This window comes from Mycobacterium sp. SMC-19 (genome assembly GCF_045310815.1).
In the GTDB taxonomy this organism is placed as follows: Bacteria; Actinomycetota; Actinomycetes; order Mycobacteriales; family Mycobacteriaceae; genus Mycobacterium.
In genome coordinates this window covers 169,509-189,630 of sequence record NZ_JBJIAM010000006.1, presented here as the reverse complement: position 1 = coordinate 189,630, position 20,122 = coordinate 169,509, and the positions used below count along the sequence as shown (strand labels likewise).

16 protein-coding genes are annotated in these 20,122 nt (G+C 66.8%); 7 read left to right on the top strand and 9 right to left on the bottom strand.

What is annotated here, in order from left to right; all coding sequences use genetic code 11:
• Nucleotides 1-93: 93 nt before the first annotated feature.
• The 8 genes from ACJH5R_RS15345 to ACJH5R_RS15310 form a co-directional block, all read right to left on the bottom strand.
• Nucleotides 94-1,497: a nitrate/nitrite transporter gene (locus tag ACJH5R_RS15345; protein WP_406758979.1), complete on the bottom strand. Its 1,404-nt coding sequence runs from the start codon at nucleotides 1,495-1,497 to the stop codon at nucleotides 94-96.
• 226 nt (nucleotides 1,498-1,723) lie between these two features.
• Complete coding sequence (locus ACJH5R_RS15340; protein WP_406758980.1) at nucleotides 1,724-2,947, bottom strand: sodium-dependent bicarbonate transport family permease; 1,224 nt, start codon at nucleotides 2,945-2,947, stop codon at nucleotides 1,724-1,726.
• Between the two features lie 445 nt (nucleotides 2,948-3,392).
• Nucleotides 3,393-3,938, bottom strand: a complete 546-nt coding sequence (locus tag ACJH5R_RS15335) for a GNAT family N-acetyltransferase (protein WP_406758981.1) — start codon at nucleotides 3,936-3,938, stop codon at nucleotides 3,393-3,395.
• A 9-nt stretch (nucleotides 3,939-3,947) separates the two neighbouring features.
• Nucleotides 3,948-4,844, bottom strand: coding sequence for a 5-oxoprolinase/urea amidolyase family protein (locus ACJH5R_RS15330; protein WP_406758982.1), 897 nt, complete (start codon nucleotides 4,842-4,844; stop codon nucleotides 3,948-3,950).
• 5 nt (nucleotides 4,845-4,849) lie between these two features.
• Nucleotides 4,850-5,506, bottom strand: coding sequence for an allophanate hydrolase subunit 1 (locus ACJH5R_RS15325; protein WP_406758983.1), 657 nt, complete (start codon nucleotides 5,504-5,506; stop codon nucleotides 4,850-4,852).
• 96 nt (nucleotides 5,507-5,602) lie between these two features.
• A complete protein-coding gene (locus ACJH5R_RS15320; RefSeq protein WP_406758984.1) occupies nucleotides 5,603-6,550 on the bottom strand; it encodes an ABC transporter substrate-binding protein in 948 nt (315 codons plus the stop codon).
• A gap of 20 nt (nucleotides 6,551-6,570) precedes the next feature.
• Nucleotides 6,571-10,170, bottom strand: a complete 3,600-nt coding sequence (locus ACJH5R_RS15315; RefSeq protein WP_406758985.1) for a hydantoinase B/oxoprolinase family protein — start codon at nucleotides 10,168-10,170, stop codon at nucleotides 6,571-6,573.
• 3 nt (nucleotides 10,171-10,173) lie between these two features.
• The gene (locus tag ACJH5R_RS15310; protein ID WP_406758986.1) at nucleotides 10,174-11,082 is read right to left on the bottom strand and encodes a TetR family transcriptional regulator; all 909 of its coding nucleotides are present in this window, start codon (nucleotides 11,080-11,082) and stop codon (nucleotides 10,174-10,176) included.
• 158 nt (nucleotides 11,083-11,240) lie between these two features.
• Here ACJH5R_RS15310 and ACJH5R_RS15305 point away from each other — a divergent pair, with 158 nt between their 5' ends.
• From ACJH5R_RS15305 to ACJH5R_RS15275, 7 genes are all read left to right on the top strand, one after another.
• Entirely contained in the window at nucleotides 11,241-12,452 is a 1,212-nt protein-coding gene (locus ACJH5R_RS15305; protein ID WP_406758987.1) for an acyl-CoA dehydrogenase family protein, read from the top strand.
• Nucleotides 12,449-13,474 (top strand): phosphotransferase family protein, encoded by a 1,026-nt coding sequence (locus ACJH5R_RS15300; RefSeq protein ID WP_406758988.1) that lies wholly within the window; start codon nucleotides 12,449-12,451, stop codon nucleotides 13,472-13,474. Before ACJH5R_RS15305 ends, ACJH5R_RS15300 begins: the two co-directional genes overlap by 4 nt.
• Before the next feature lie 28 nt (nucleotides 13,475-13,502).
• Nucleotides 13,503-14,264 (top strand): SDR family NAD(P)-dependent oxidoreductase, encoded by a 762-nt coding sequence (locus ACJH5R_RS15295; RefSeq protein ID WP_406758989.1) that lies wholly within the window; start codon nucleotides 13,503-13,505, stop codon nucleotides 14,262-14,264.
• Between the two features lie 40 nt (nucleotides 14,265-14,304).
• Nucleotides 14,305-15,390 (top strand): PucR family transcriptional regulator, encoded by a 1,086-nt coding sequence (locus ACJH5R_RS15290; protein WP_406782307.1) that lies wholly within the window; start codon nucleotides 14,305-14,307, stop codon nucleotides 15,388-15,390.
• An 80-nt stretch (nucleotides 15,391-15,470) separates the two neighbouring features.
• A complete protein-coding gene (locus ACJH5R_RS15285) occupies nucleotides 15,471-16,037 on the top strand; it encodes a nuclear transport factor 2 family protein (protein WP_406758991.1) in 567 nt (188 codons plus the stop codon).
• On the top strand, nucleotides 16,027-17,688 hold the full coding sequence (locus ACJH5R_RS15280) for an AMP-binding protein (RefSeq protein WP_406782306.1): 1,662 nt from the start codon (nucleotides 16,027-16,029) through the stop codon (nucleotides 17,686-17,688). Before ACJH5R_RS15285 ends, ACJH5R_RS15280 begins: the two co-directional genes overlap by 11 nt.
• Nucleotides 17,689-17,693: 5 nt before the next feature.
• A complete protein-coding gene (locus tag ACJH5R_RS15275) occupies nucleotides 17,694-18,827 on the top strand; it encodes a Rieske 2Fe-2S domain-containing protein (RefSeq protein ID WP_406782305.1) in 1,134 nt (377 codons plus the stop codon).
• 8 nt (nucleotides 18,828-18,835) lie between these two features.
• Here the strand turns inward: ACJH5R_RS15275 and ACJH5R_RS15270 are convergent, their stop codons facing one another.
• Nucleotides 18,836-20,071: a DNA polymerase domain-containing protein gene (locus ACJH5R_RS15270; protein ID WP_406782304.1), complete on the bottom strand. Its 1,236-nt coding sequence runs from the start codon at nucleotides 20,069-20,071 to the stop codon at nucleotides 18,836-18,838.
• Nucleotides 20,072-20,122: the final 51 nt, after the last annotated feature.

The window sequence follows — 20,122 nt, the reverse complement described above, 5'->3', positions numbered from 1 at the left end:
AAACGGCGGTACTCATGTATAAGATTTAGCCCCAGTCGATTTCATCTGTGTTACCGACCGATTTCGGATCCGTTGCCCGATTCGTGTTCCGGGTCACGCCGAGATCTTCTCGCCGTCTGCCGGAACCCGGGAGCTTTGGCCGCCCCGAACCCGCGGGGGCCGGCGAACGTACATCACCCAGGTCAGTGCCGCAACGGCGCAGTACGACGCCAGAAAGACCCAGAACGCGGGTGTCTCTGTTCCCGAGCTGGCGTAGGCCTGACGCAGGATCAAGTTGATGGCGACCCCGCCGAGCGCGCCGACCGCGGTGGCAAACCCGATCAAGGCGCCGGAATGTGAACGTGCCCAATGCCGGCGCTCGGCTTCGTCGGCATCCAGTGAGCGACTGCGCGCCTCGAAGATCGACGGGATCATCTTCAACACCGATCCGTTGCCCATTCCGGCGAGGATGAACAGCACCATGAATGCGGCGATGTAGATCACGATCGTCGATGTGGTTGCGCGGCTGTTGTGGTCGTCGATCGTGCTGGTCACAAGCAGTACGGCTGACGCCAGGATCATGCCGAGGAACACCACCAAGGTGACGCGGCCGCCGCCACGGCGGTCGGCCACCCGGCCGCCGTAAATGCGGGCCAAGGCGCCCAACAGTGGGCCTAGGAACGCGATTCGCGCAGCGTAGAGCGCCGCCTCGGCGGGGCTGTGGCCGGCCTTCTCGAAAGTGACGTGCAGCACTTGGGCGAATGCGAAAGCGAAGCCGATGAACGAGCCGAACGCGGCGCAGTACAGCGCCGAGACGATCCAGCTGTCCGGGACCGACAGGATCGACCGGATGCTGCCCACCTCTTCCATGCCGTGGTCGAGGTTGTCCATCCACAGGGCTGCGCAGGTTCCGACCACGGCAAGCAGCACCAGATACACCGAGCAGACCAGTTCGGGCTTGGTGTTGCCGACGGTAGCCAGTACCAACAGGCCGACCAGCTGGATGGCTGCTACCCCGAGGTTGCCGATGCCGCCGCACAGTCCGAGGGCGACGCCCTTGAGCCGCTGGGGGTAGAAGGCGTCGACGTTGGCCAGCGACGCGGCGTAGTTGCCGCCACCCAGGCCGGTCAGTGCGGCGCACACCAGGTACATCCACAGCGGCTGACCGGGGTTGACGAGGAGCAGCAGCGTCCCGACGGTCGGGACCAGCAGGATCAGCGAGGAGGCCACCGCCCAGTCCCGGCCGCCGAACTTCGCGGTGGCCCGGACGTAGGGCACGCGGACGCATCCACCGACCAGAGTGGCGACCGCGGCCAGCAGCAGTTTGTCGCCGGGTTTGATGCCGTAGACCGACTCGGGCATGAACAGCACCACCACAGACCACAGCGACCAGATGGAGAACGCGACGTGGGTACTGGCGGTGGACCAGATCAGGTTGCGTCGTGCGATGGCGGCATTGCCGGTCTCCCAGGCGGCGCAGTCCTCGGGATCGAAATTGCTGATGTGGCCGTTCGTCATGCGATCTCCTCAGGCTCTAGGCCATCGCCACGCGGACAATCTCGCATCACGATGGACGGTCTGCGAACCTACCGACCCGATCTGGCAAGTGGCAGAACAGAACCTGAAAATGCGGTGGGCACACGGCCTCTCAGTGGCCTACGTCACGTATTGGCCGCGCGCGCAGGATATTTCGCCTGGTTGACCGACAGAGTGGAGAAGCGTTGCGTTCGGTTGGAACCTTCTGTCAGCTGACTGGAAGCCAGGCGTTGACGGCCTTCGCGATCTGGAGATACAGCGGAATCCCAATGGTCACGTTGTAGGAGAACGTCAGGCCCAGCGATGCGGCCAGTGGAACCGTCGGACTGGCCTCGGGGATCGCCATGCGCTGCACCGCCGGAACGGCGATATAAGAAGCCGCGCCGCACAGTACAGCGAACAGCACGTAGCTGCCGGCTTCAAAATGGGTGCCGGTGATCTGCGAATAGGTGTGGATGATGAAAATTCCGGCTATCGCAAAGAGGTTGGGTGCCAACAACCCAAAGGCGATCAGACCGCGTCCCGCGGACCGCAGGTCCTTGAGCTTGCGTGAGGCAGTCATTCCCATTTCGAGCAGGAAGAGGCACAACATTCCCTGGAACGCGGTGACGAAGACGTGGTCACCGTCCTCGATGACCGAGGCGCCCTGCAAGCGGCCGACGAAGCCGATGAGGATCCCGCCGAACAGCAGGTACAGCCCCGGGTTGAGCAGCACCTCCCGCATCAGGGCTCCGCTGGACTGTGCCGAGACCGTGGTCGCCGTCACCGCGCCCGGCTGAGCGTGCTCCTGCCTTTCCAGCGCCAGGTCGATCTCGTCTTGAATGCCCTGGTCGTGCCGCGTGGTGGTGCGCGCTCCGTTCGCCTGGGCGGCGGCGGCGACCAGTTGCCGGCTGGCCTTCTTGTTGTAGCCGGGCTCGTCTGCCATGTTGCCGCGGGCGTCCATTCCGCGTGCACGCAACCGTGACACCAGGACCAGGGCCACAATGCAGCCCGGGATCTCCATGACAGCCAGCATCACCGGCATGTAGGCGTCGAACGCGATGTCCAGCGTGGCGAGCACGCCAAGGCAGGTGGCGAAAGTGCCGGCGGAGTCTGACCCGTAATACCCGGCGACGGTGGCACGGTCGATACGTCTCATTTTGGTCATTCGGGTCAGCAGCCAGTAGGCGACGAACCCGATGATCAAGTTGGTGGCAAAGCCGAGCACGATGAAGCCCAGGACGCCGCCGATGTTCGACGAGTCGACGGTTGCGAGCTCTTCGCCGCCACGCCAGCCGATGGCGAGCAGCAAATACAACGTCAAGCCCTGATACAGCACGTAGGGGAACTCGAACTGGATCTTCAGCAGGGGGATGAGGAACCCCATGTAGAAGAAAAGCAAGAGTGGCTTGAACAAGTTGTGGGTGAAGTTGTGCCAGAACTCGTACAGCATGAGGGTGCGTCTTTCGAGAGGGGGGCCGTGCAAGGCCGGGGCCAAGCCGTGACGGTCACACCATAAGGCCACTTTTGTTGGGCGTCGCCCTGAAGTCAGCCCCCTGCAACTATTGGCAGCAGAGTGGCAGGGAGCCGCAAAATCCGGCCTTGCGTTCGAGGTGTGTCCGCGCCGGGCGCGGGAAGCCGACGCGGTCGACGCGGCCAGTATGTGCAGGTCAAAGCCCTGAAAGCTTTCTTGACAATGGCGAACAGCCGTAATGCCGGTGTCGCCGCGCCCGTTCGCCTGTGAGACTGACGCAATATTAAGTTAACAATCAATCCTGCTGACGCTTGAATCGCACGGCTGATTCTTATGAACACTGCAGGGATTGTGAGCCACCTCACTGGAGTCCCGCTCGGTCACCGCGCATACACCGGTTGTCTACGGTCTGTTAACCGTGCGGCTACCACACTTGGCCGTCGCGCCAGTCGCAGCTCAGCTCGGCGGAGGTGTCCAGATCGGTGTCCACCGGCATGACAAACACAGTGCCGTCCGCCTCGGGGGTACGCACCGGCCCGGTGGGGGCCAGGACGGCAGTGGGTCCGCGCCACAGCAACCATCCTCGGGCGGTGTACAGCCGGCGGCTGATGCTGGGTGAACTGAGCGCGCCGAGTTCGAAGGCGCCGCGGATCACCTGCTCGCACGCCTGGAGTACGGCGGTGCCCAGGCCCCGCTCCCGGTGATCGGCCTGGACGGTGACGGCTTCTATATAGCCGCACCGCAGCGATCTGCCGCGATAGAGCAGTTGGCGCCTGATTACGCAGCCGTGAGCGATCAAGACGCCGTGGTGCCAGATCAAGGCGTGCATGCCACCGAGCGCATGCTGCCAGTCGGCGTCGGAGAGTGTGCCCCCGGAGGCCTCGGTGACCAGCCGACGTGCGCCGCGGCGGGTCTCATCGTCCAGATCGCTGGTGTGGATCAGGCGGGCGGTATGAACCTGGCCGGGCACCCGAAGGGCCTACCAAGCCGAGCGCGCGGCGGGATGTTGACGGGGCCGCGACCAGTGCATCCGCACCGTCTGCCCGGGCCGGACCTGGGCCAAGGTGTCGATGTCCTCATCGACCACAACCCCGACCACCGGATAGGCCCCGGTCACCGGATGGTCGGGGCCCAGGATTATCGGAAAGCCGTTCGGCAGGATCTGGATGGCGCCCCGATCGGCACCCTCGGCGGGCAATTGCCTTTCCGGCCAACGGTATTCCAGAGGCATCCCGACCAAGCGCATGCCGACCCGGTCGCTGCGGTTGCTCACCAGCCAGTTGGTGCGCACCATGATGTCGGGGTCAAGGAACCAGTCGTCGCGCGGCCCGGGCGTCACCCGCAACTCGACCACGTCGTCGGGGATGGTCGCCACCGGTGCCTGGTCGATCTCGGGGTAGTCGCCGGTCCGTTCGCCGATCTGCAGCACATCGCCGTCGCGCAACGGGGCCGGGCCGATCTCGCCCATCACGTCGTAACTGCGGGAACCCAGTACCGGGGTTACGTCGATGCCGCCCCGCACCGCCAGGTAGCTGCGCAGCCCCGACCGCGCCGTGCCCAGGGAGACCACCTGGCCGTCGCGGACGTGTTGAATGCTGTTGGTGCCGAAGCTGACTCCGTTGACATTCGGATCGGTGTCGGCGCCGGTGACCGCGATGTCGACGTCGCCGCCGTGGACCCGCACGGACAATCCGCCGAATGCCACCTCGATGGTGGCTCGATCATCGGGATTGGCCAACAGTCGGTTGGCCAACCTGTGCGAGCGACGGTCGGCGGCACCGGAACGGCTGACACCGAGATGCCCTAACCCGGCCCGGCCCAGATCCTCGACCAGGGCCAACGGGCCGGTGTGCAGAATTTCCAGAGTGGTTGTCATGGCGGTCACGCGGCCCGGAATTGCACCGACAGGCCCGGTGTCAGCAGTGCCGGGGCAGGACGGTTCAGATCCCACAACACGGCGTCGGTGTGGCCGATCACCTGCCAGCCGCCGGGCCACTGACGCGGATAGATGCCGCTGAACTGGCCGGCCAGCGCCACCGAACCGGCTGGAACCGGACGCAGCTCGGCGCGGCGGGGCACCTGCAGCCTGGGGTCGCCGCCCAGCAGGTAGGCGAAACCCGGTGTGGATCCGCCGAAGCCCACCAACCAGGGCGTGGTGGTATGGGCGTTGATCACCTGGGCCACGCTCAGGCCGGTGTGTTCGGCCACCTCGGTCAGGTCCGGCCCGTCGTAGATGACGTCGACAACCACGTCCGCGGGGCCTTCTGAGGCGCGAGTTCGGACCGCATCGGGGTCGGCGTCCAGGGTTGTCAGGCGGCGCCGGACACCTGACAGGTATCGGGGTGCGGCCACTTTCACCAACACCGTGTGCGACGCCGGGACGATGTCGACCACGCCGGGCAGCGCTGCCGAATGCAGCGCCGCGGTCCATGCCAGCACGTCGGTCGTTGAGTCGAACTGCAACAGCAAAGCGCTGTCGCCATAGTCGAGGACCATGTCGGTCTTGGTGAAATCCGTGAAATCCAATGCCACGCTCATGCCACGACCGTAGCCCCGAATGGCGGCAAATAGTGACGTAGAACACAATTCTGCGGGGTATGCCAGAGGGGTCTTACCGAACGCGCAGAGTCGGCCCTAGCCGGTGATCTTGGCGATCAGCGCCGGTAGCTGCCCGGCCACCAGCGGGTAGCTCAGCGGGGAGGCGAAGGCGATCGCGCCGGCCTGGTCTTTGGTGGTGAAAATGCTGCGCGACTCGAACCCGGCGATATCGGGATCGGCCAGCAGAGCCGTGCGCTCGTCGTCGCTCTCGGTGGTCCAGATCAGCACGTCCGCGCCGCCGAGTGCGGATGCGATCCGGTCGTGCTCGATCACCGAGGGTCCATCGGCGACGGTCAATCCCATCTGGGTGAGAAACGCAGTTCGCCACCCAGTGGCGGCGCTGACGTTGCCCTGGTCCAGTCGACCGGCCAGCAGCAGTACCTTCTTGCCTTTGAAGCCAGGGCGCGCGCTGGCGACGTCGGTGAACGCGGCGTCGACCCCGTCGACCAGCGACTGCATCTGCTGACCGCGGTGCACCGCTTTGCCGATGGCGGCGGCCTGAATCTTCCAGGGCTCGAAGAAGGCGTCGCCGCCCGACTGGGGCACGGTCGGCGCGATGGCCGACAGCTTCTGATAGGTATCAGCGTCCACGCCGGCATTCGTCGCGATGATCAGATCCGGTTTGAGGTCGGCGATCTGTGCGACCGCAATCCCGTTGTCCAAGTTCAGCACTACCGGCTTGGCGTCCCCGAGCTGCCGCTGCGCCCACGGCCACACTGCAAAAGGCTGGTCACCGAACCAGTTGGTCACCGCGATCGGAACGACGCCGAGCGCCAGCAGGTCGTCCTGCCCGGTGTAGCCGGCGCAAACCACTCGGGTGGGCGGCTCCGGGACGGTCGTCTCACCGAAGATGTGGGCGATGGTGGTCGGTCCGGGTGCGCCGTCATCGCCGTGCTCATCCGACGAGCAGGAGGCCAGCAACGCGGCGGCACCGGCCGCGCCACAGAGGCCGAAGAAACCACGCCGGCTCCACTGGTCCCGCATCCGGTGAGATTAACCCGCGATCAGCGGGACTCGCCATACCCGCCGCCGCCCGGAGTTTCGATCACCAGCACATCACCCGGGCCGACGTCGGTGGAATCGCAGCCGGCCAACTCGGTCACCGAGCCACTCGCGCGTTCCACCCGGTTGCGTCCCAGTTCGCCGGTCTGGCCGCCGGCCATACCGTAGGGCGCGACCCGCCGATGCCCCGTCAGCACGCTGACGGTCATCGGCTCGCGGAACTCGATCTTGCGCACGCCGCCATCACCGCCGCGCCAGCGTCCGGACCCGCCGCTGCCGTGCCGGATCGCGAACTCGCGCAACAGCACCGGGAAGCGCATCTCCAGAATTTCGGGGTCGGTGAGCCGCGAGTTGGTCATGTGGGTCTGCACCACCGAGGCGCCGTCGAAACCCTCGCCCGCGCCCGATCCGCAGCCCAGCGTCTCGTAGTACTGGTGGCCGGCGTTGCCGAACGTGACATTGTTCATGGTTCCGGAGCCTTCGGCCTGCACCCGCAGCGCAGCCAGCAGTGCCCCGGTGATGGCTTGGGAGGTCTCGACGTTGCCGGCGACCACCGCGGCCGGGTAGGCCGGCGACAGCAGGGTGCCGTCCGGGATCGTGATCTTTAGCGGGCGCAGGCAGCCATCATTGATCGGGATATCGTCGGCTACCAGAGTGCGGAACACGTAGAGCACCGCGGCGGTGGCCACCGAGGACGGCGCGTTGAAGTTTGTGGCCAACTGGGGCGATGTTCCATCGAAGTCGATGGTGGCACCCCGCGCCGCGCGGTCGACGGTAATCCGCACCGCGATCGTTGCGCCGGAGTCCATCTCATAGCGGTACTCGCCGTCATCGAGCGAATCGATGACCCGGCGCACCGCTTCCTCGGCGTTGTCCTGGACGTGGCGCATGTAGGCCTGTACGACGTCCAGCCCGAAATGCGAGATCATGGAGCGGATCTCGTCTATGCCCTTCTGATTCGCGGCGACCTGCGCTCGCAGATCGGCGAGGTTGGTATCGGGGCTGCGGGAGGCGAATGTGGCCCCCGTGAGATGGTCCCGGGTCGGTGTTTCGCGGAACTGGCCGCCGTCGACCAACAGCCAGTTGTCGAACAGCACGCCCTCCTCGACAACGGACTTGCTGTCGGCGGGCATGGAACCCGGTGTGGTCCCACCGATTTCGGCATGGTGACCGCGTGAGGCCACGAAGAACAACACGGGGTCGTCCGGGGTTGCGCCTTCGGCGTACACCGGAGTGACGACGGTGATGTCGGGCAGGTGGGTGCCGCCGTGGTACGGGTCGTTGACCGCATAGACCTGGCCGGGCTGCATCGTCGAAGCCCGGCGGGCGATCACTTCCTTGACGGTCGCACCCATCGATCCCAGGTGTACCGGGATATGCGGCGCGTTGGCCACCAGATTGCCTTCGGCGTCGAACAATGCGCAGGAGAAGTCCAGCCGCTCACGGATGTTCACCGACTGGGCGGTGGCCTCCAGCCGGGTGCCCATCTGTTCGGCGATGGACATGAACAGGTTGTTGAAGATCTCCAGCAGTACCGGATCCGCCGCGGTCCCGGCCGCGGCCGGTGCTGCGGTGGTCAGCCGTTTCAGCACCAGTTGCCCGTCGGCGGTCAGCTGGGCCTGCCAGCCGTCGTCGACGACGGTGGTGGCGTTGTCCTCGGCGATGATGGCCGGCCCGATCACCACGTCGGTGATCGATTCCCGCCGGTGCAGCGGCGCATCCCGCCAGGCGCCACCGGTGTAGAGGCGCACGATCTGGCCGGCGTGATGAGATGCGTCGGCAGCGCTTCGCTGCAACAGCTCGGGTTGCTCGGTGAGGCCGGTCGCCTCGACCGAGACCGTCTCGGCGATAAGCGGACGGTCCATCAGGAACGAGTACATGCCGCGGTGGATGTCTTCGAACGCCGCCGTCATCGCAGCGACGCCGTCGAACTCGACCGGGATCGAGGTGTCAGTTCCCTGGTAGCGCAGCTGAACTCGGTGGATCACCCGTGTCCGGTCGGGCGGAATGTCTTGGTCGGCGAGCTCCGCGCGAGCTGCCCGCTCCAGGCCGTCCGCTACCTCGCGCAACCCGGCGAGGGCGGTGGAATCCAGCTCGGTCTCGACGGCGCGCTCGCGGATCACGGTGGTGTCGGCCAACCCGATCCCGAGTGCGGAGAGCACGCCCGCCATCGGCGGTACCAACACCGTACGGATGCCGAGCTCGTCGGCGACCGCGCACGCGTGCTGTCCGCCGGCGCCACCGAAGGTGGTCAGGGCGTAGCGGGTGATGTCGTAGCCCTTGGCCACGGAGATCTTCTTGACCGCGTTGGCCATGTTCGCCACGGCGATGCGCAGGAACCCTTCGGCGACCTGCTCGGCGGTGCGGTCATCGCCGGTGGCGATGAGAATATCGTCGGCCAGGGCGGCGAAGGACTGTCCGACCGTTGCAGCATCGAGCGGTTCGTCGCCGGCCGGTCCGAACACTGCTGGGAAATGGTCCGGTTGGATGCGCCCGAGCATGACGTTGGCGTCGGTGACGGTCAACGGTCCCCCGCGCCGGTAGCAGGCCGGGCCCGGGTCGGCGCCCGCGGACTCCGGGCCCACCCGATACCGGCTGCCGTCGAAGTGCAGGATCGAGCCGCCGCCGGCCGCGACGGTGTGGATATGCAGCATCGGTGCTCGCAGCCGCACGCCGGCGACCTCGGTGGTGAACACCCGCTCGTATCCGCCGGTGGCGGTGTAGTGGGATACGTCGGTGGAGGTTCCGCCCATGTCGAAACCGATCACCGAGTCGAAGCCGGCCATCGCCGACATTCGAACCATGCCGACGATTCCGCCGGCTGGCCCGGACAGGATCGCGTCCTTGCCGCGGAAATGATCTGCCGCCGCCAGCCCCCCGTTGGACTGCATGAACATCAGTCGCACGCCGGTGAGCTGGTCGGCCACCTGTGCGACATAGCGACGCAAGACCGGTGACAGATAGGCGTCGACGACGGCGGTATCGCCGCGTGGGATCAGTTTCGGCAGCGGGCTGACCTCGCACGACAACGAGACCTGGGTGAAACCGATCTCGCGGGCCAGCTCTCCGATTGCCCTTTCATGCACCGGATTTCGGTAACTGTGCAGGCATACCACCGCGCACGCGCCGATCCCCTCGGCGTGGGCGGTGCGCAGCTGTGCGGCCAAGTCATCCAGATTCGGCGCCTGCAGCACCGTCCCGTCGGCGGCGATGCGTTCATCGACCTCGATGGTGCGTTCGTAGAGTTGCTCGGGCGTCACGATGTGCCGGTCGAAGATGCGTGGCCGATTCTGATAGGCGATGCGCAGTGCATCCCCGAAACCCCGCGTGATCACCAGCAGGGTGCGTTCACCGGCGCGCTCCAGCAGGGCGTTGGTGGCCACCGTCGTGCCCATCCGCACCGCATCGATCAGCCCGTCCGGAATGGGCGCCTCGCCGTCGAGCTGCAGTAGGGCGCGGATTCCGGCCACCGCCGCGTCTCGGTAGTGCTCCGGATTCTCCGAGAGGAGCTTGTGCGTGAGCAGACGCCCGTCGGGGTGGCGCGCCACGATGTCGGTGAACGTGCCGCCCCGGTCGATCCAGAACTGCCATGTAGCCGACACGGGTCACATTCTGCCGTCGGGGGACACCGGCGGGGAAGCCAGTCCGAGGCCGCGCGGTTTGGTGAGCAGCGAGACCGCGAAATCGGCGTAGGTGCGAGCCGTTTCCTCCGGAGTGGCGGGGCCGTCGGGGTTGAACCATTGTGGCAGCGAGGTGCACATCGTGGTGATGGCGCGTCCGGCGATCCGGCGGTCGAGAACATCGGCGATATCTACATCGCGCTCCCGCGCTGCGCGGTCGACGGCGGCGTCCAGGGTGTGCTGCAGTTGATTTCGTGAGTCGGCGATACGTTGTCGATTCGTCGCGGTAAGGCTGCGCATCTCGCTGGCTCCGATGAACGCCAGCTTCTGGCGGTGCGTGTGGAACAGGGCCAGCGCCTCGACGACCAGCCGCACCTCCTGCAGCCCTGTTGCGGCGTCGGCGCGGGCCGCGGTGACGCGCCAGTGCAGTTCTGACATGGTCAGATCGAGTATCGCGACCAGCAGCGCCTGCTTGTCGGGGTAGTGGTGGTAAATCCCGGGAACGCTCATGCCCGCGCGTGCGGAGACATCCCGCATGGAACTGCCGTGGTAACCGGTTTCGACGAACGCATCGATAGCCGCCGCCAAGACGCCGTCGAGGGCCAGCGGCGGAAACCTTCGCCAGTCGCGCTGCCCGGAATCGGCGGCGTCGGCGCGCGCGTGGTCCAAGTGCGTCGCCGCCACCGAGACGGTGCCCGCCAGGATCTGGGCCGGTGTGACGCCCAGCGCCCCGGCGCACTCCTGAAGCCTCGACACCGAGACCCCGGTCTTGCCGTTCTCGATGGCGCTGATCGTGGCGGGACTGACCCGCAGACACTGGGCAAGCTCGCGCACGGTCAGACCCCGGGCCCGACGGGCGGCGCGGATCGCCGTGCCGCACCCAGATGATCCCACCACGGCCACCTCCGGTTTGTTCAGTAATTCTGAACTATATCGCACGGATTGATGCCGGCTTACGGTCGATTTTGACGGGAAATGCCCTTCTGTGTCACAGTCCGTAGTGTTCGGGCCGAGCGAACGGTCGGTCATTGCGAGAGTGGTGATGGGGTGTCATGGCGATCGAGTTGAGCTACTCGCCGGAAGTGTCGGAGCTCGTCGAAAAGACGCGGGCGTTCATCGAGGACGTGGTCCTGCCGGTGGAGGATCGCTTCGGCGGGGACATCGCCGCCGCGGGCGGGGACGCCACGGTGCAGGAACTGCAGGCCGCGGCTCGAGAGGCGGGCGTGTTCGCGCCGCACGCGCCCGTCGAATACGGCGGTCTGGGCTTGAACATGTCCGACCGGGCGCCGGTGTTCGAGGCCGCCGGGTATTCACTGTTCGGCCCGGCGGCGGTGAACATCGCCGCCCCCGATGAGGGCAACGTGCATCTGCTGGCAGAGGTGGCCAGCCCCGAGCAGAAGGCGCGCTACCTCGCGCCGCTGGCGGCCGGTGACGTGCGGTCCGCGTTCGCGATGACCGAGCCGGGGCCGGGCGCTGGTTCGGACCCGGCCGCGCTGACGACCAAGGCGCAGCGCCGGTCGGGAGATTGGTACATCACCGGTCGCAAGTGGTACATCACCGGCGCCGACGGCGCGGGATTCTTCATCGTCATGGCCCGCACCTCCGGGGAGCCCGGCCAGCGCGGCGGCGCCACCATGTTCCTGGTCCCCGCCGACACCGCGGGTCTGACCGTCGGCCGACACATCCCGACACTGGACCGGTCCATGGTGGGCGGGCACTGTGAGGTGTTCTTCGATGACGTTCGGGTACCCGAGGAAGCGGTGCTCGGCGAGGTGGACCGCGGCTTCGAATACGCCCAGGTGCGTCTCGGGCCTGCGCGCATGACCCACGTCATGCGCTGGCTCGGCGCCGCCCGCCGTGGTCACGACACCGCGCTGTCGCATGTCGTGGAGCGTCAGGCATTCGGATCGGCGCTCGGCGATCTGGGCATGATCCAGAACATGGTGGCCGACAACGAAATCGACATCGCCGCCACCCGAGCGTTGCTGGTACGCGCATGCTGGGAACTCGACCAGGGCTCTGGTGCCGGCGACGCGACGTCGATCGCCAAGACGTTCGCCGCCGAGGCGATCTTCCGGATCGTCGACCGCAGCGTCCAGATGTGCGGCGCGCTCGGCGTCACCGAGGACCTGCCACCGGCGCGGCTTTCCCGCGAGGTGCGCCCGTTCCGGGTTTACGACGGCCCCTCCGAGGTGCACCGCTGGGCCATCGCCAAGCGGCGCGTCGGGGCGGCGCGGCGCGCTCGCAAGGACGCCGCACAGTGACGGTCGAAGCGCTGGATCCGGTTGCCCTGCGGCAATACCTCATCGCCAACAACGTTCCGGTTCGCGGTGAACTCACCGTCGAACTGATCGCGGGAGGCCGCTCCAACCTCACCTTCAAGGTCAGCGACGAATCGTCGGCGTGGGTCGTGCGCCGACCTCCACTCGGCGGCCTGACCCCGTCGGCTCACGATGTGGGCCGCGAATTCGTGGTCACCGACAAGCTCTACGGCACCGGTGTTCCGATCGCACGACCCGTGGCGCTCGACGCCGACGGCGCGGTCTGTGGTGCGCCCTTGACCGTCACGGAGTTCGTGACCGGCCGGGTCTACCGGCACAAGGACGATCTGGACACCCTCTCCGATGCGGAACTGGCGGCCAACGCCAAGGCGCTGGTGCAGGCTCTGGTGGATCTGCACGCGGTCGACTACCGTGCCGTCGGCCTCGAATCCTTCGGTAGGCCAGACGGATTCCTGGAACGCCAGGTGCGCCTGTGGGCTCGCCAATGGGAGCTGGTCAAGACGCCTGCCAACGATGAAGCGCTGTCCGACGATGTCTCGAAGCTGGCCGCGGCACTGGCCGACACCATCCCACAGACATCGCAACCCTCGGTAGTGCACGGCGACTTCCGCATCGACAACACCATCTGCGATCAGGAGCGGGCGGACGTCATCCGGGCAGTTGTGGACTGGGAGCTGTCCACCCTGGGCGATCCGCTCACCGACATCGCCCTGATGTGTGCCTACCGGTCACCGGCATTCGACCTGGTGTTCGGCCACCCGGCCGCGTGGACCAGTGCACGCCTGCCATCGGCCGACGCCCTCGCCGAGGAGTACGCACGGCTGTCCGGCCGGGACCTGGGCGACTGGAACTTCTACCTGGCGCTGGCGAACTTCAAGATCGGGGTGATCGCCGAAGGAATCACCCACCGAGCCCAGCACGGCGCGAAAGACGTGCAGAATGCCGGTGAAGCGGCACAGGCTGCGCCGGAGTTCATCGCTGCGGCGCGAAATGCGTTGAAATAACCGTAAAAAGTCGAGAAAGGTGAGTCGGGTGAGCGTACTGGACAAGTTCCGGATGGATGGCAAGGTCGCCGTAGTGACCGGGGCGTCCTCGGGCCTCGGCGTGCATTTCGCTCGGGCCTTCGCCGAGGCCGGCGCGGACGTGGTGCTAGCGGCGCGGCGGGTGGAGAAGCTCGCGGAGGCGGCCGAACTCGTCACCGCTGCCGGACGCGCAGCACTTCCGGTGGCGACCGATATCGCCGACCCGGAGGCGGCGACCAAAATGGTCGAGGCCGCCATCGAGCGATTCGGCCGGGTCGATGTGCTGATCAACAACGCCGGCATCGGAACGGCGCACCCGGCCACCCGGGAAACCCCCGAGCAGTTCCGCGAGGTCATCGACGTCAACCTCAATGGGGCCTACTGGGCGGCGCAGGCCTGCGGGCGGGTGATGGCGCCGGGTTCGTCGATCGTCAACATCTCCAGCGTCCTGGGGCTGACCACGGCTGGGTTGCCGCAGGCGGCCTATGCCGCCAGCAAGGCCGGACTGATCGGTCTGACGCGGGACTTGGCGCAGCAGTGGGGAAGCCGAAAAGGTATCCGGGTCAACGCGATTGCTCCCGGATTCTTTGCCTCGGAGATGACCGATCAGTACCGCCCGGGATACCTGGACAGCGTCGCTCACCGAATCGTGCTGGGCCGGATGGGCGACCCGGAAGATCTCGCAGCCTCGGTTCTGTGGCTTGCCTCGGATGCCGGTGGCTACGTCACCGGACAGACCATCGCGGTCGACGGCGGCTTCACGATCAACTGAAGCCGCCGATCCCGCGGCGGATCCGCGATAGCCTCGGCTGATGGATCCCGAGCCGATCCGGCTGTCCCAGCTGGATTCCGGTGCCGATGCGGTGCTGCGGCTCGTCGCGCATTTCGACGCACTCGTCGAGTCGAACGCCGATACCGAGACAGTGATCCGATCGGCCGAATCCGTCGCGCAATGCCCGGTGACCGTGCGATGGATATCGGAGACCGAGCCCGAGGTTCGGCTGGAGCGGGCCGGCACCTCGGCGCATCCAATCGACGGGGTGCTGGCCGACCGGGTACGTCACGCGCTGCGTATGGCGGCGTCGCGGGCGGGAGCGACCGTCCGGCTGGGTGACCCCGCGCTGCTGGAACTGGTGTTGTCCGACAACGAATTACCTGCGGAGCGGGCCCGGGCGATCCGGCTGTTGGGTCTCGATGAGTCCCGCGAGGTCCGCGTGCTGGCGGTCTCGGCGGGATCGCCCGCCGAGGCGCTGCGCGTCGTTGTGAGGGAACTGGGCGACCAACCGGTCCGCTCGGTCACGATCGGCGCCGACACGGCGCTGCTGTGTTACAGCTCCGAGGATGCCCGGACCCTGTCGGACCGGCTCGATGCGGCGATCATCGCGGCCTTTCCGCCACCGTTACCGGCACAGCTGGGACGCGGGCCGTGGGTGGGGATCGGAGCCAAGTCCACGGTGTTCGGTGCGGCGACATCGTGGCAGCAGGCGCAGCGGGGGCTGCGATTCGCTTCGTCCACGCACTATGGGCGCCGGGCGGTCGCCTACGAACGCCTCAGTGTCCTGGAGCTGCTCGCCGACCTTCCGCTGGAGCGGGTGCTGCGGCACCACGATGTGGCGCGGATCAACGCCATCGCGGCCAAACCGGCCGGTGCGCACGACGTCGATACCACCGAGGCGTTCTGCGTGCTCGGCTCGCTGCGCCGCACCGCCACCCAGTTGCACCTGCACCACAGCACGGTGGCGTCCCGTATTGCCCACGTCGAGTCGGCGATGGGCTGGGATCTGGCCGACCCGATCGATCGGTTCACGGCCACCCTGGTGCTCTTCGTGCGCCGGATTGCGCTGTCGGCGGCTGAGCTCTCCGTCACGGAACCGACAGACGTCGGGCAGAATCCGTAAACCAGCAGACGTATGGCGGATGACCGGCATCGGCGATTGCAGTGATGATGATCACCACCTGAATAGAAGGAGCGAGAATCGTGGCCGTGATCGACCCCAGCCGGACCTGGGCCCCCTTGGAGAAGCGGTTGGCCGAAACCACCAATGAGCGGCACCGGGCCGCGCTCCAAGTGGTGATCGAGCACATGAAGGGCGAGGCTTCGCCCGACCTCGACCAGGTGATGGGCACGCTGAGCGCCGAGCCGGACTACCACTTCTGGATGGGCGGTCAGGATGTCGGTCCCAAAACCACCGAGGGAGTGCACACCTACTACACGAACTTCATGGCGACCCGTACCAACGTGCTGGAGTTCGCCATCGACCGGCTGGTGGTCGACGACGACTGCGTGGTCACCGAAGGGGACATGAAGCAGCTCTACCCGGGCGCCTTGGCGACCGCCATTCTCGGGGTGGAAGTCGAAGATCCCGACGCCGACTACTTAGTGGTGTACCGACAGGTCCTGCTGTGGCCACTCGATGCCAGCGGCAAGATCGTCGGAGAGGACTCCTACTTCGCCGGCGTGCGCAGCGTGACTCCGGTGGCCCGCGAAGACCTCCCGCAGTCCTACATCGATCTCGTTCACGCACCCGCGGCGAATGCCCACTGATATCGCGGGGATGCTGCTCGACCGCCTCGGCGACCGGCATCTGGGGTTGCGCACCCGGCAACGAGATTGGACCTGGGACGAGGTGGTGCGCGAGTCCGCCGCGCGCGCCGCGTTGGCGACGGATCTGCGCCGGGACGGACCGTTTCACATCGGCGTGCTGCTGGACAACGTCGAAGACTTCGTGTTCTGGCTCGGTGCCGGCGCGCTGGCGGGCGGGGTCATCGTCGGCATCAATCCCACCCGCGGCGATGCCGAAATGGCCGCGGAGATCCGCCACGCGGATTGTCAGCTGATCGTCACCGACACCGCCGGATCAGACCGGCTAAGCGGCCTGAACCACGGCCTGGAGGCGGAGCGCTTCCTGGTGATCGACGACCCCGGCTACGACGCCCTGGTCGGTGAACATCGGGTGGAGCCGGCCGCCGCCGCGGGCGTGGGGCCGGGATCGCTACTGCTGCTGTTGTTCACCTCCGGCACCACCGGTGCCTCCAAGGCGGTCAAATGCAGTCAGGGCCGGCTGGTCCGGATCGCCGACATGGCCACCGCCAAGTTCGGCCACGTGCGCTCCGACGTCGACTACTGCTGCATGCCGCTGTTTCACGGCAACGCGATCATGGCGCTGTGGGCGCCCGCGCTGGCCAACGGAGCCACGATCTGTCTGACACCCAAGTTCTCGGCTACGCAGTTCCTGCCCGACGTGCGCTACTTCGGCGCGACCTTTTTCACCTACGTGGGCAAGGCGCTGGGTTACCTGCTGGCCACCGCCGAACAGCCCGACGATGCCGACAACGCGCTGGTCCGCGGCTTCGGAACCGAGGCGTCGCCGCAGGATCAGGCGGAGTTTCTCCGCCGGTTCGGCGCTGTGCTGCACGAGGGGTACGGCTCCAGCGAGGGCGGCAACGCCGCGATACCCGACCCGGCCGCACCGCCCGGCGCGCTGGGTCGTCCGGCGCACGCGGGCATCGCCATCGTCGACCCGCAGACCCGTGCCGAGTGCGCCACCGCGGTCCTCGACGAGCACGGCAGGGTGTCCAACGCCGACGAGGCGGTCGGCGAGATCGTCGACAGAACCGGGGCCCGCGACTTCGAGGGCTACTACAAGAACGACACCGCAGACTCGGAAAAGATCCGCGACGGCTGGTACTGGACCGGTGACCTCGGCTACCGCGACGCGGCCGGCTTCCTGTACTTCGCCGGCCGCCGCGGCGACTGGATCCGGGTCGACGGGGAGAACACCTCCGCGCTGACCATCGAACAGGTACTGCGCCGGCATCCGCTGATCATCAGCGCCGGCGTCTATGCGGTACCCGACCCGCGCTCCGGTGACCAGGTGATGGGTGCCGTCGAGGTCGCCGATCCCGACAGCTTCGACGCGGCGGCATTCGCCGAGTATCTGGCCGCCCAACCCGACCTGGGCCGCAAGGGCTTCCCGCGGTTCCTGCGGATCTCGGCCGGTCTACCGGTCACCGGCTCGAACAAGGTGCTCAAACGCGAACTGCAGGCGCAGCGCTGGCACACCGACGAACCGGTATACCGCTGGGCCGGGCGGGGTACTCCCGAGTACACCCGCATGACCGAGAACGACAAGGGTTCGTTGGACGCCGAATTCACGTCCTACGGTCGGCAAAGCTACCTGCGAGGCGAAGGGTAGAGACGATGAGTGATTGCGCGATCCGGGCGCTGGACCACGGCACCCCCAAGAACCGGTATGCCCGGGGATGGCATTGCCTGGGCCTGGCGGAGACCTTCCGCGATGGTAAACCGCACGGCATCAACGCCTTTGGCATGAAGCTGGTGGTGTTCGCCGACTCTCACGGCGACGTGCATGTGCTGGACGCCTATTGCCGGCACATGGGCGGCGACCTGTCCCGGGGCACGGTCAAGGGTGACGCCGTGGCGTGTCCGTTCCACGACTGGCGTTGGCAGGGCTCGACCGGTCGGTGCGCCATGGTGCCCTACGCCAAACGGGCGCCGCGGACGGCGCGCACCCGACGCTGGCCCACCTGCGAGGTCAACGGCCAACTGTTGATGTGGCACGACCCGGAGGGCTCGACACCACCCGCGGAACTGACCCCACCTCAGATCGAGGGAATGGACGCCGGCAAATGGTCGCCGTGGCAATGGGATTCGGTCTTGATCGAGGGCGCCAACTGCCGAGAGATCATCGACAACGTCGTCGACATGGCGCACTTCTTCTACATCCACCACTCATATCCGACCTACTTCAAGAACGTGATCGAAGGTTCTCACGCCAGCCAGTACATGGAGAGCAAGGTCCGGCCGGACTCTCCGGGCGCCGATAAGCTGTGGGAGGGCACCTACCTGCGCTCCGAGGCGACCTACTTCGGGCCGGCTTACATGATCAACTGGCTGCACAACGATCTCGCACCGGATTTCACCGCCGAGATCGCACTGATCAACTGCCACTACCCGGTCACGCAGGACTCCTTCATGCTGCAGTGGGGAGTCGCCGTCCAGCAGATGCCGAACCTGCCGGCGGAGAAGGCCACCAAACTCGCCGCGGCCATGAGCCGCTCGTTCGGAGCGGGATTCCTCGAGGACGTCGAGATCTGGAAGCACAAGGCGCCCGTCGAGAACCCGTTGCTCACCGAAGAGGATGGCCCGGTGTATCAGCTGCGCCGGTGGTACGAGCAGTTTTACGTCGACGCCGCGGCCGTCACCCCGGACATGACCGACCGGTTCGAGGTCGAGGTCGACACCGCCCATGCATTCGGCCACTGGGAGGCCGAAGTCGCCGCGAACCTGGCCGCCGGTATCACCGTGCCCTGACGCGCGGATCAGCCTTTCGCGCCCTTCTTGCCCCAAGGGCTGTAGTCGGCGATCAACTCTTCCTGGGGTGGGCGCTGTGCCTCTTCCACGTGCTGCAGGTTGATCCGGACTCGATACCAGATCGAACTCGGGCCCCGCATACCGTCGAGCAGAACATCTTCGGGCGCCAGCTGTTTCGTCGCTGCGGGGTGCCGACCCCGCCAGACGTCGAGGGCGGCCATCGCCTCGTCGCGAGTCTTGGTACGGGCGATCTCGATCAACGGCAGCGGTGACGTGCGACGACCGTCGACGCTCTTGCGTGCACCGCGTGGCGCCTTCTCCGCCGGACCCTGCGCTTCGGCCAGCTCCAACAGCGACTCCAAGGAGCCGACGGTGTCGTTCATGCCCGCCCACGGGTCGCCGACCTGCTCGAAGCGGTCCGGCACGGTATCCACGGTGAACGACGCAGGGTCGACGTCGGCGACCTCGTCCCAATGCAGCGGCGTCGACACCCGGGCGTCAGGGGTGGCCCGCACCGAGTACGCCGAGGCGACGGTCCGGTCCTTGGCGTTCTGATTGAAGTCCACGAAGACGCCGTGCCGCTCCTCTTTCCACCACCGGCTGGTGGCCAACTGCGGTGCGCGCCGTTCGATCTCGCGGGCCACCGCCTGTGCCGCCAGCCGCACCTGGCCGAACTCCCATTGCGGTGCGATCCGTGCGTAGATGTGCATGCCCCGTGAGCCGGACGTCTTCGACCACGCCGTCAGCCCGTGGTCGGCCAGTACTTCACGGGCCAGCAGCGTCACCTCGACGATCTCCGACCAGCCGACTCCCGGCATCGGATCGAGGTCCACCCGCAGCTCGTCGGGATGGTCGAGGTCGCCGGCGAGCACCGGGTGCGGATTGAGGTCCACACAGCCCAGATTGATCACCCAGGCCAGGCCGGCCGCGTCGTCGACGACGACCTCCTGCGCCGACCGGCCCGAGGCGTAGTGCAGCTCCGCGACCGACACCCAATCCGGGCGGTTGGCCGGTGCCCGCTTCTGGAAGATGGCCTCGGCGTCGATGCCGTCGACGAAGCGTTTGAGGATCATCGGCCGCCCGGCCACCCCGCGCAGCGCACCGTCGGCCACCGACAGGTAGTAGCGAATCAGCTCGATCTTGGTGCGCGGGGTGGAGCCTGGTCCACCGGGGAACACCAACTTATCCGGGTGGGTGACCACCACCCGGTGTCCCGCAACCTCCAGCGACATCCCGCCGGCCATGACGTCATGTTAATGAGAGGCCGCAATCCGCCGCCCGACGGCGATCTGCGT

Coding starts and splice junctions, on each gene's coding strand:
- ACJH5R_RS15345 (WP_406758979.1), bottom strand. CDS start 1,497: ATGACGAACGGCCACATCAGCAATTTCGATCCCGAGGACTGCGCCGCC.
- ACJH5R_RS15340 (WP_406758980.1), bottom strand. CDS start 2,947: ATGCTGTACGAGTTCTGGCACAACTTCACCCACAACTTGTTCAAGCCA.
- ACJH5R_RS15330 (WP_406758982.1), bottom strand. CDS start 4,844: ATGACAACCACTCTGGAAATTCTGCACACCGGCCCGTTGGCCCTGGTC.
- ACJH5R_RS15325 (WP_406758983.1), bottom strand. CDS start 5,506: ATGAGCGTGGCATTGGATTTCACGGATTTCACCAAGACCGACATGGTC.
- ACJH5R_RS15320 (WP_406758984.1), bottom strand. CDS start 6,550: ATGCGGGACCAGTGGAGCCGGCGTGGTTTCTTCGGCCTCTGTGGCGCG.
- ACJH5R_RS15305 (WP_406758987.1), top strand. CDS start 11,241: ATGGCGATCGAGTTGAGCTACTCGCCGGAAGTGTCGGAGCTCGTCGAA.
- ACJH5R_RS15290 (WP_406782307.1), top strand. CDS start 14,305: ATGGATCCCGAGCCGATCCGGCTGTCCCAGCTGGATTCCGGTGCCGAT.
- ACJH5R_RS15280 (WP_406782306.1), top strand. CDS start 16,027: ATGCCCACTGATATCGCGGGGATGCTGCTCGACCGCCTCGGCGACCGG.
- ACJH5R_RS15275 (WP_406782305.1), top strand. CDS start 17,694: ATGAGTGATTGCGCGATCCGGGCGCTGGACCACGGCACCCCCAAGAAC.
- ACJH5R_RS15270 (WP_406782304.1), bottom strand. CDS start 20,071: ATGGCCGGCGGGATGTCGCTGGAGGTTGCGGGACACCGGGTGGTGGTC.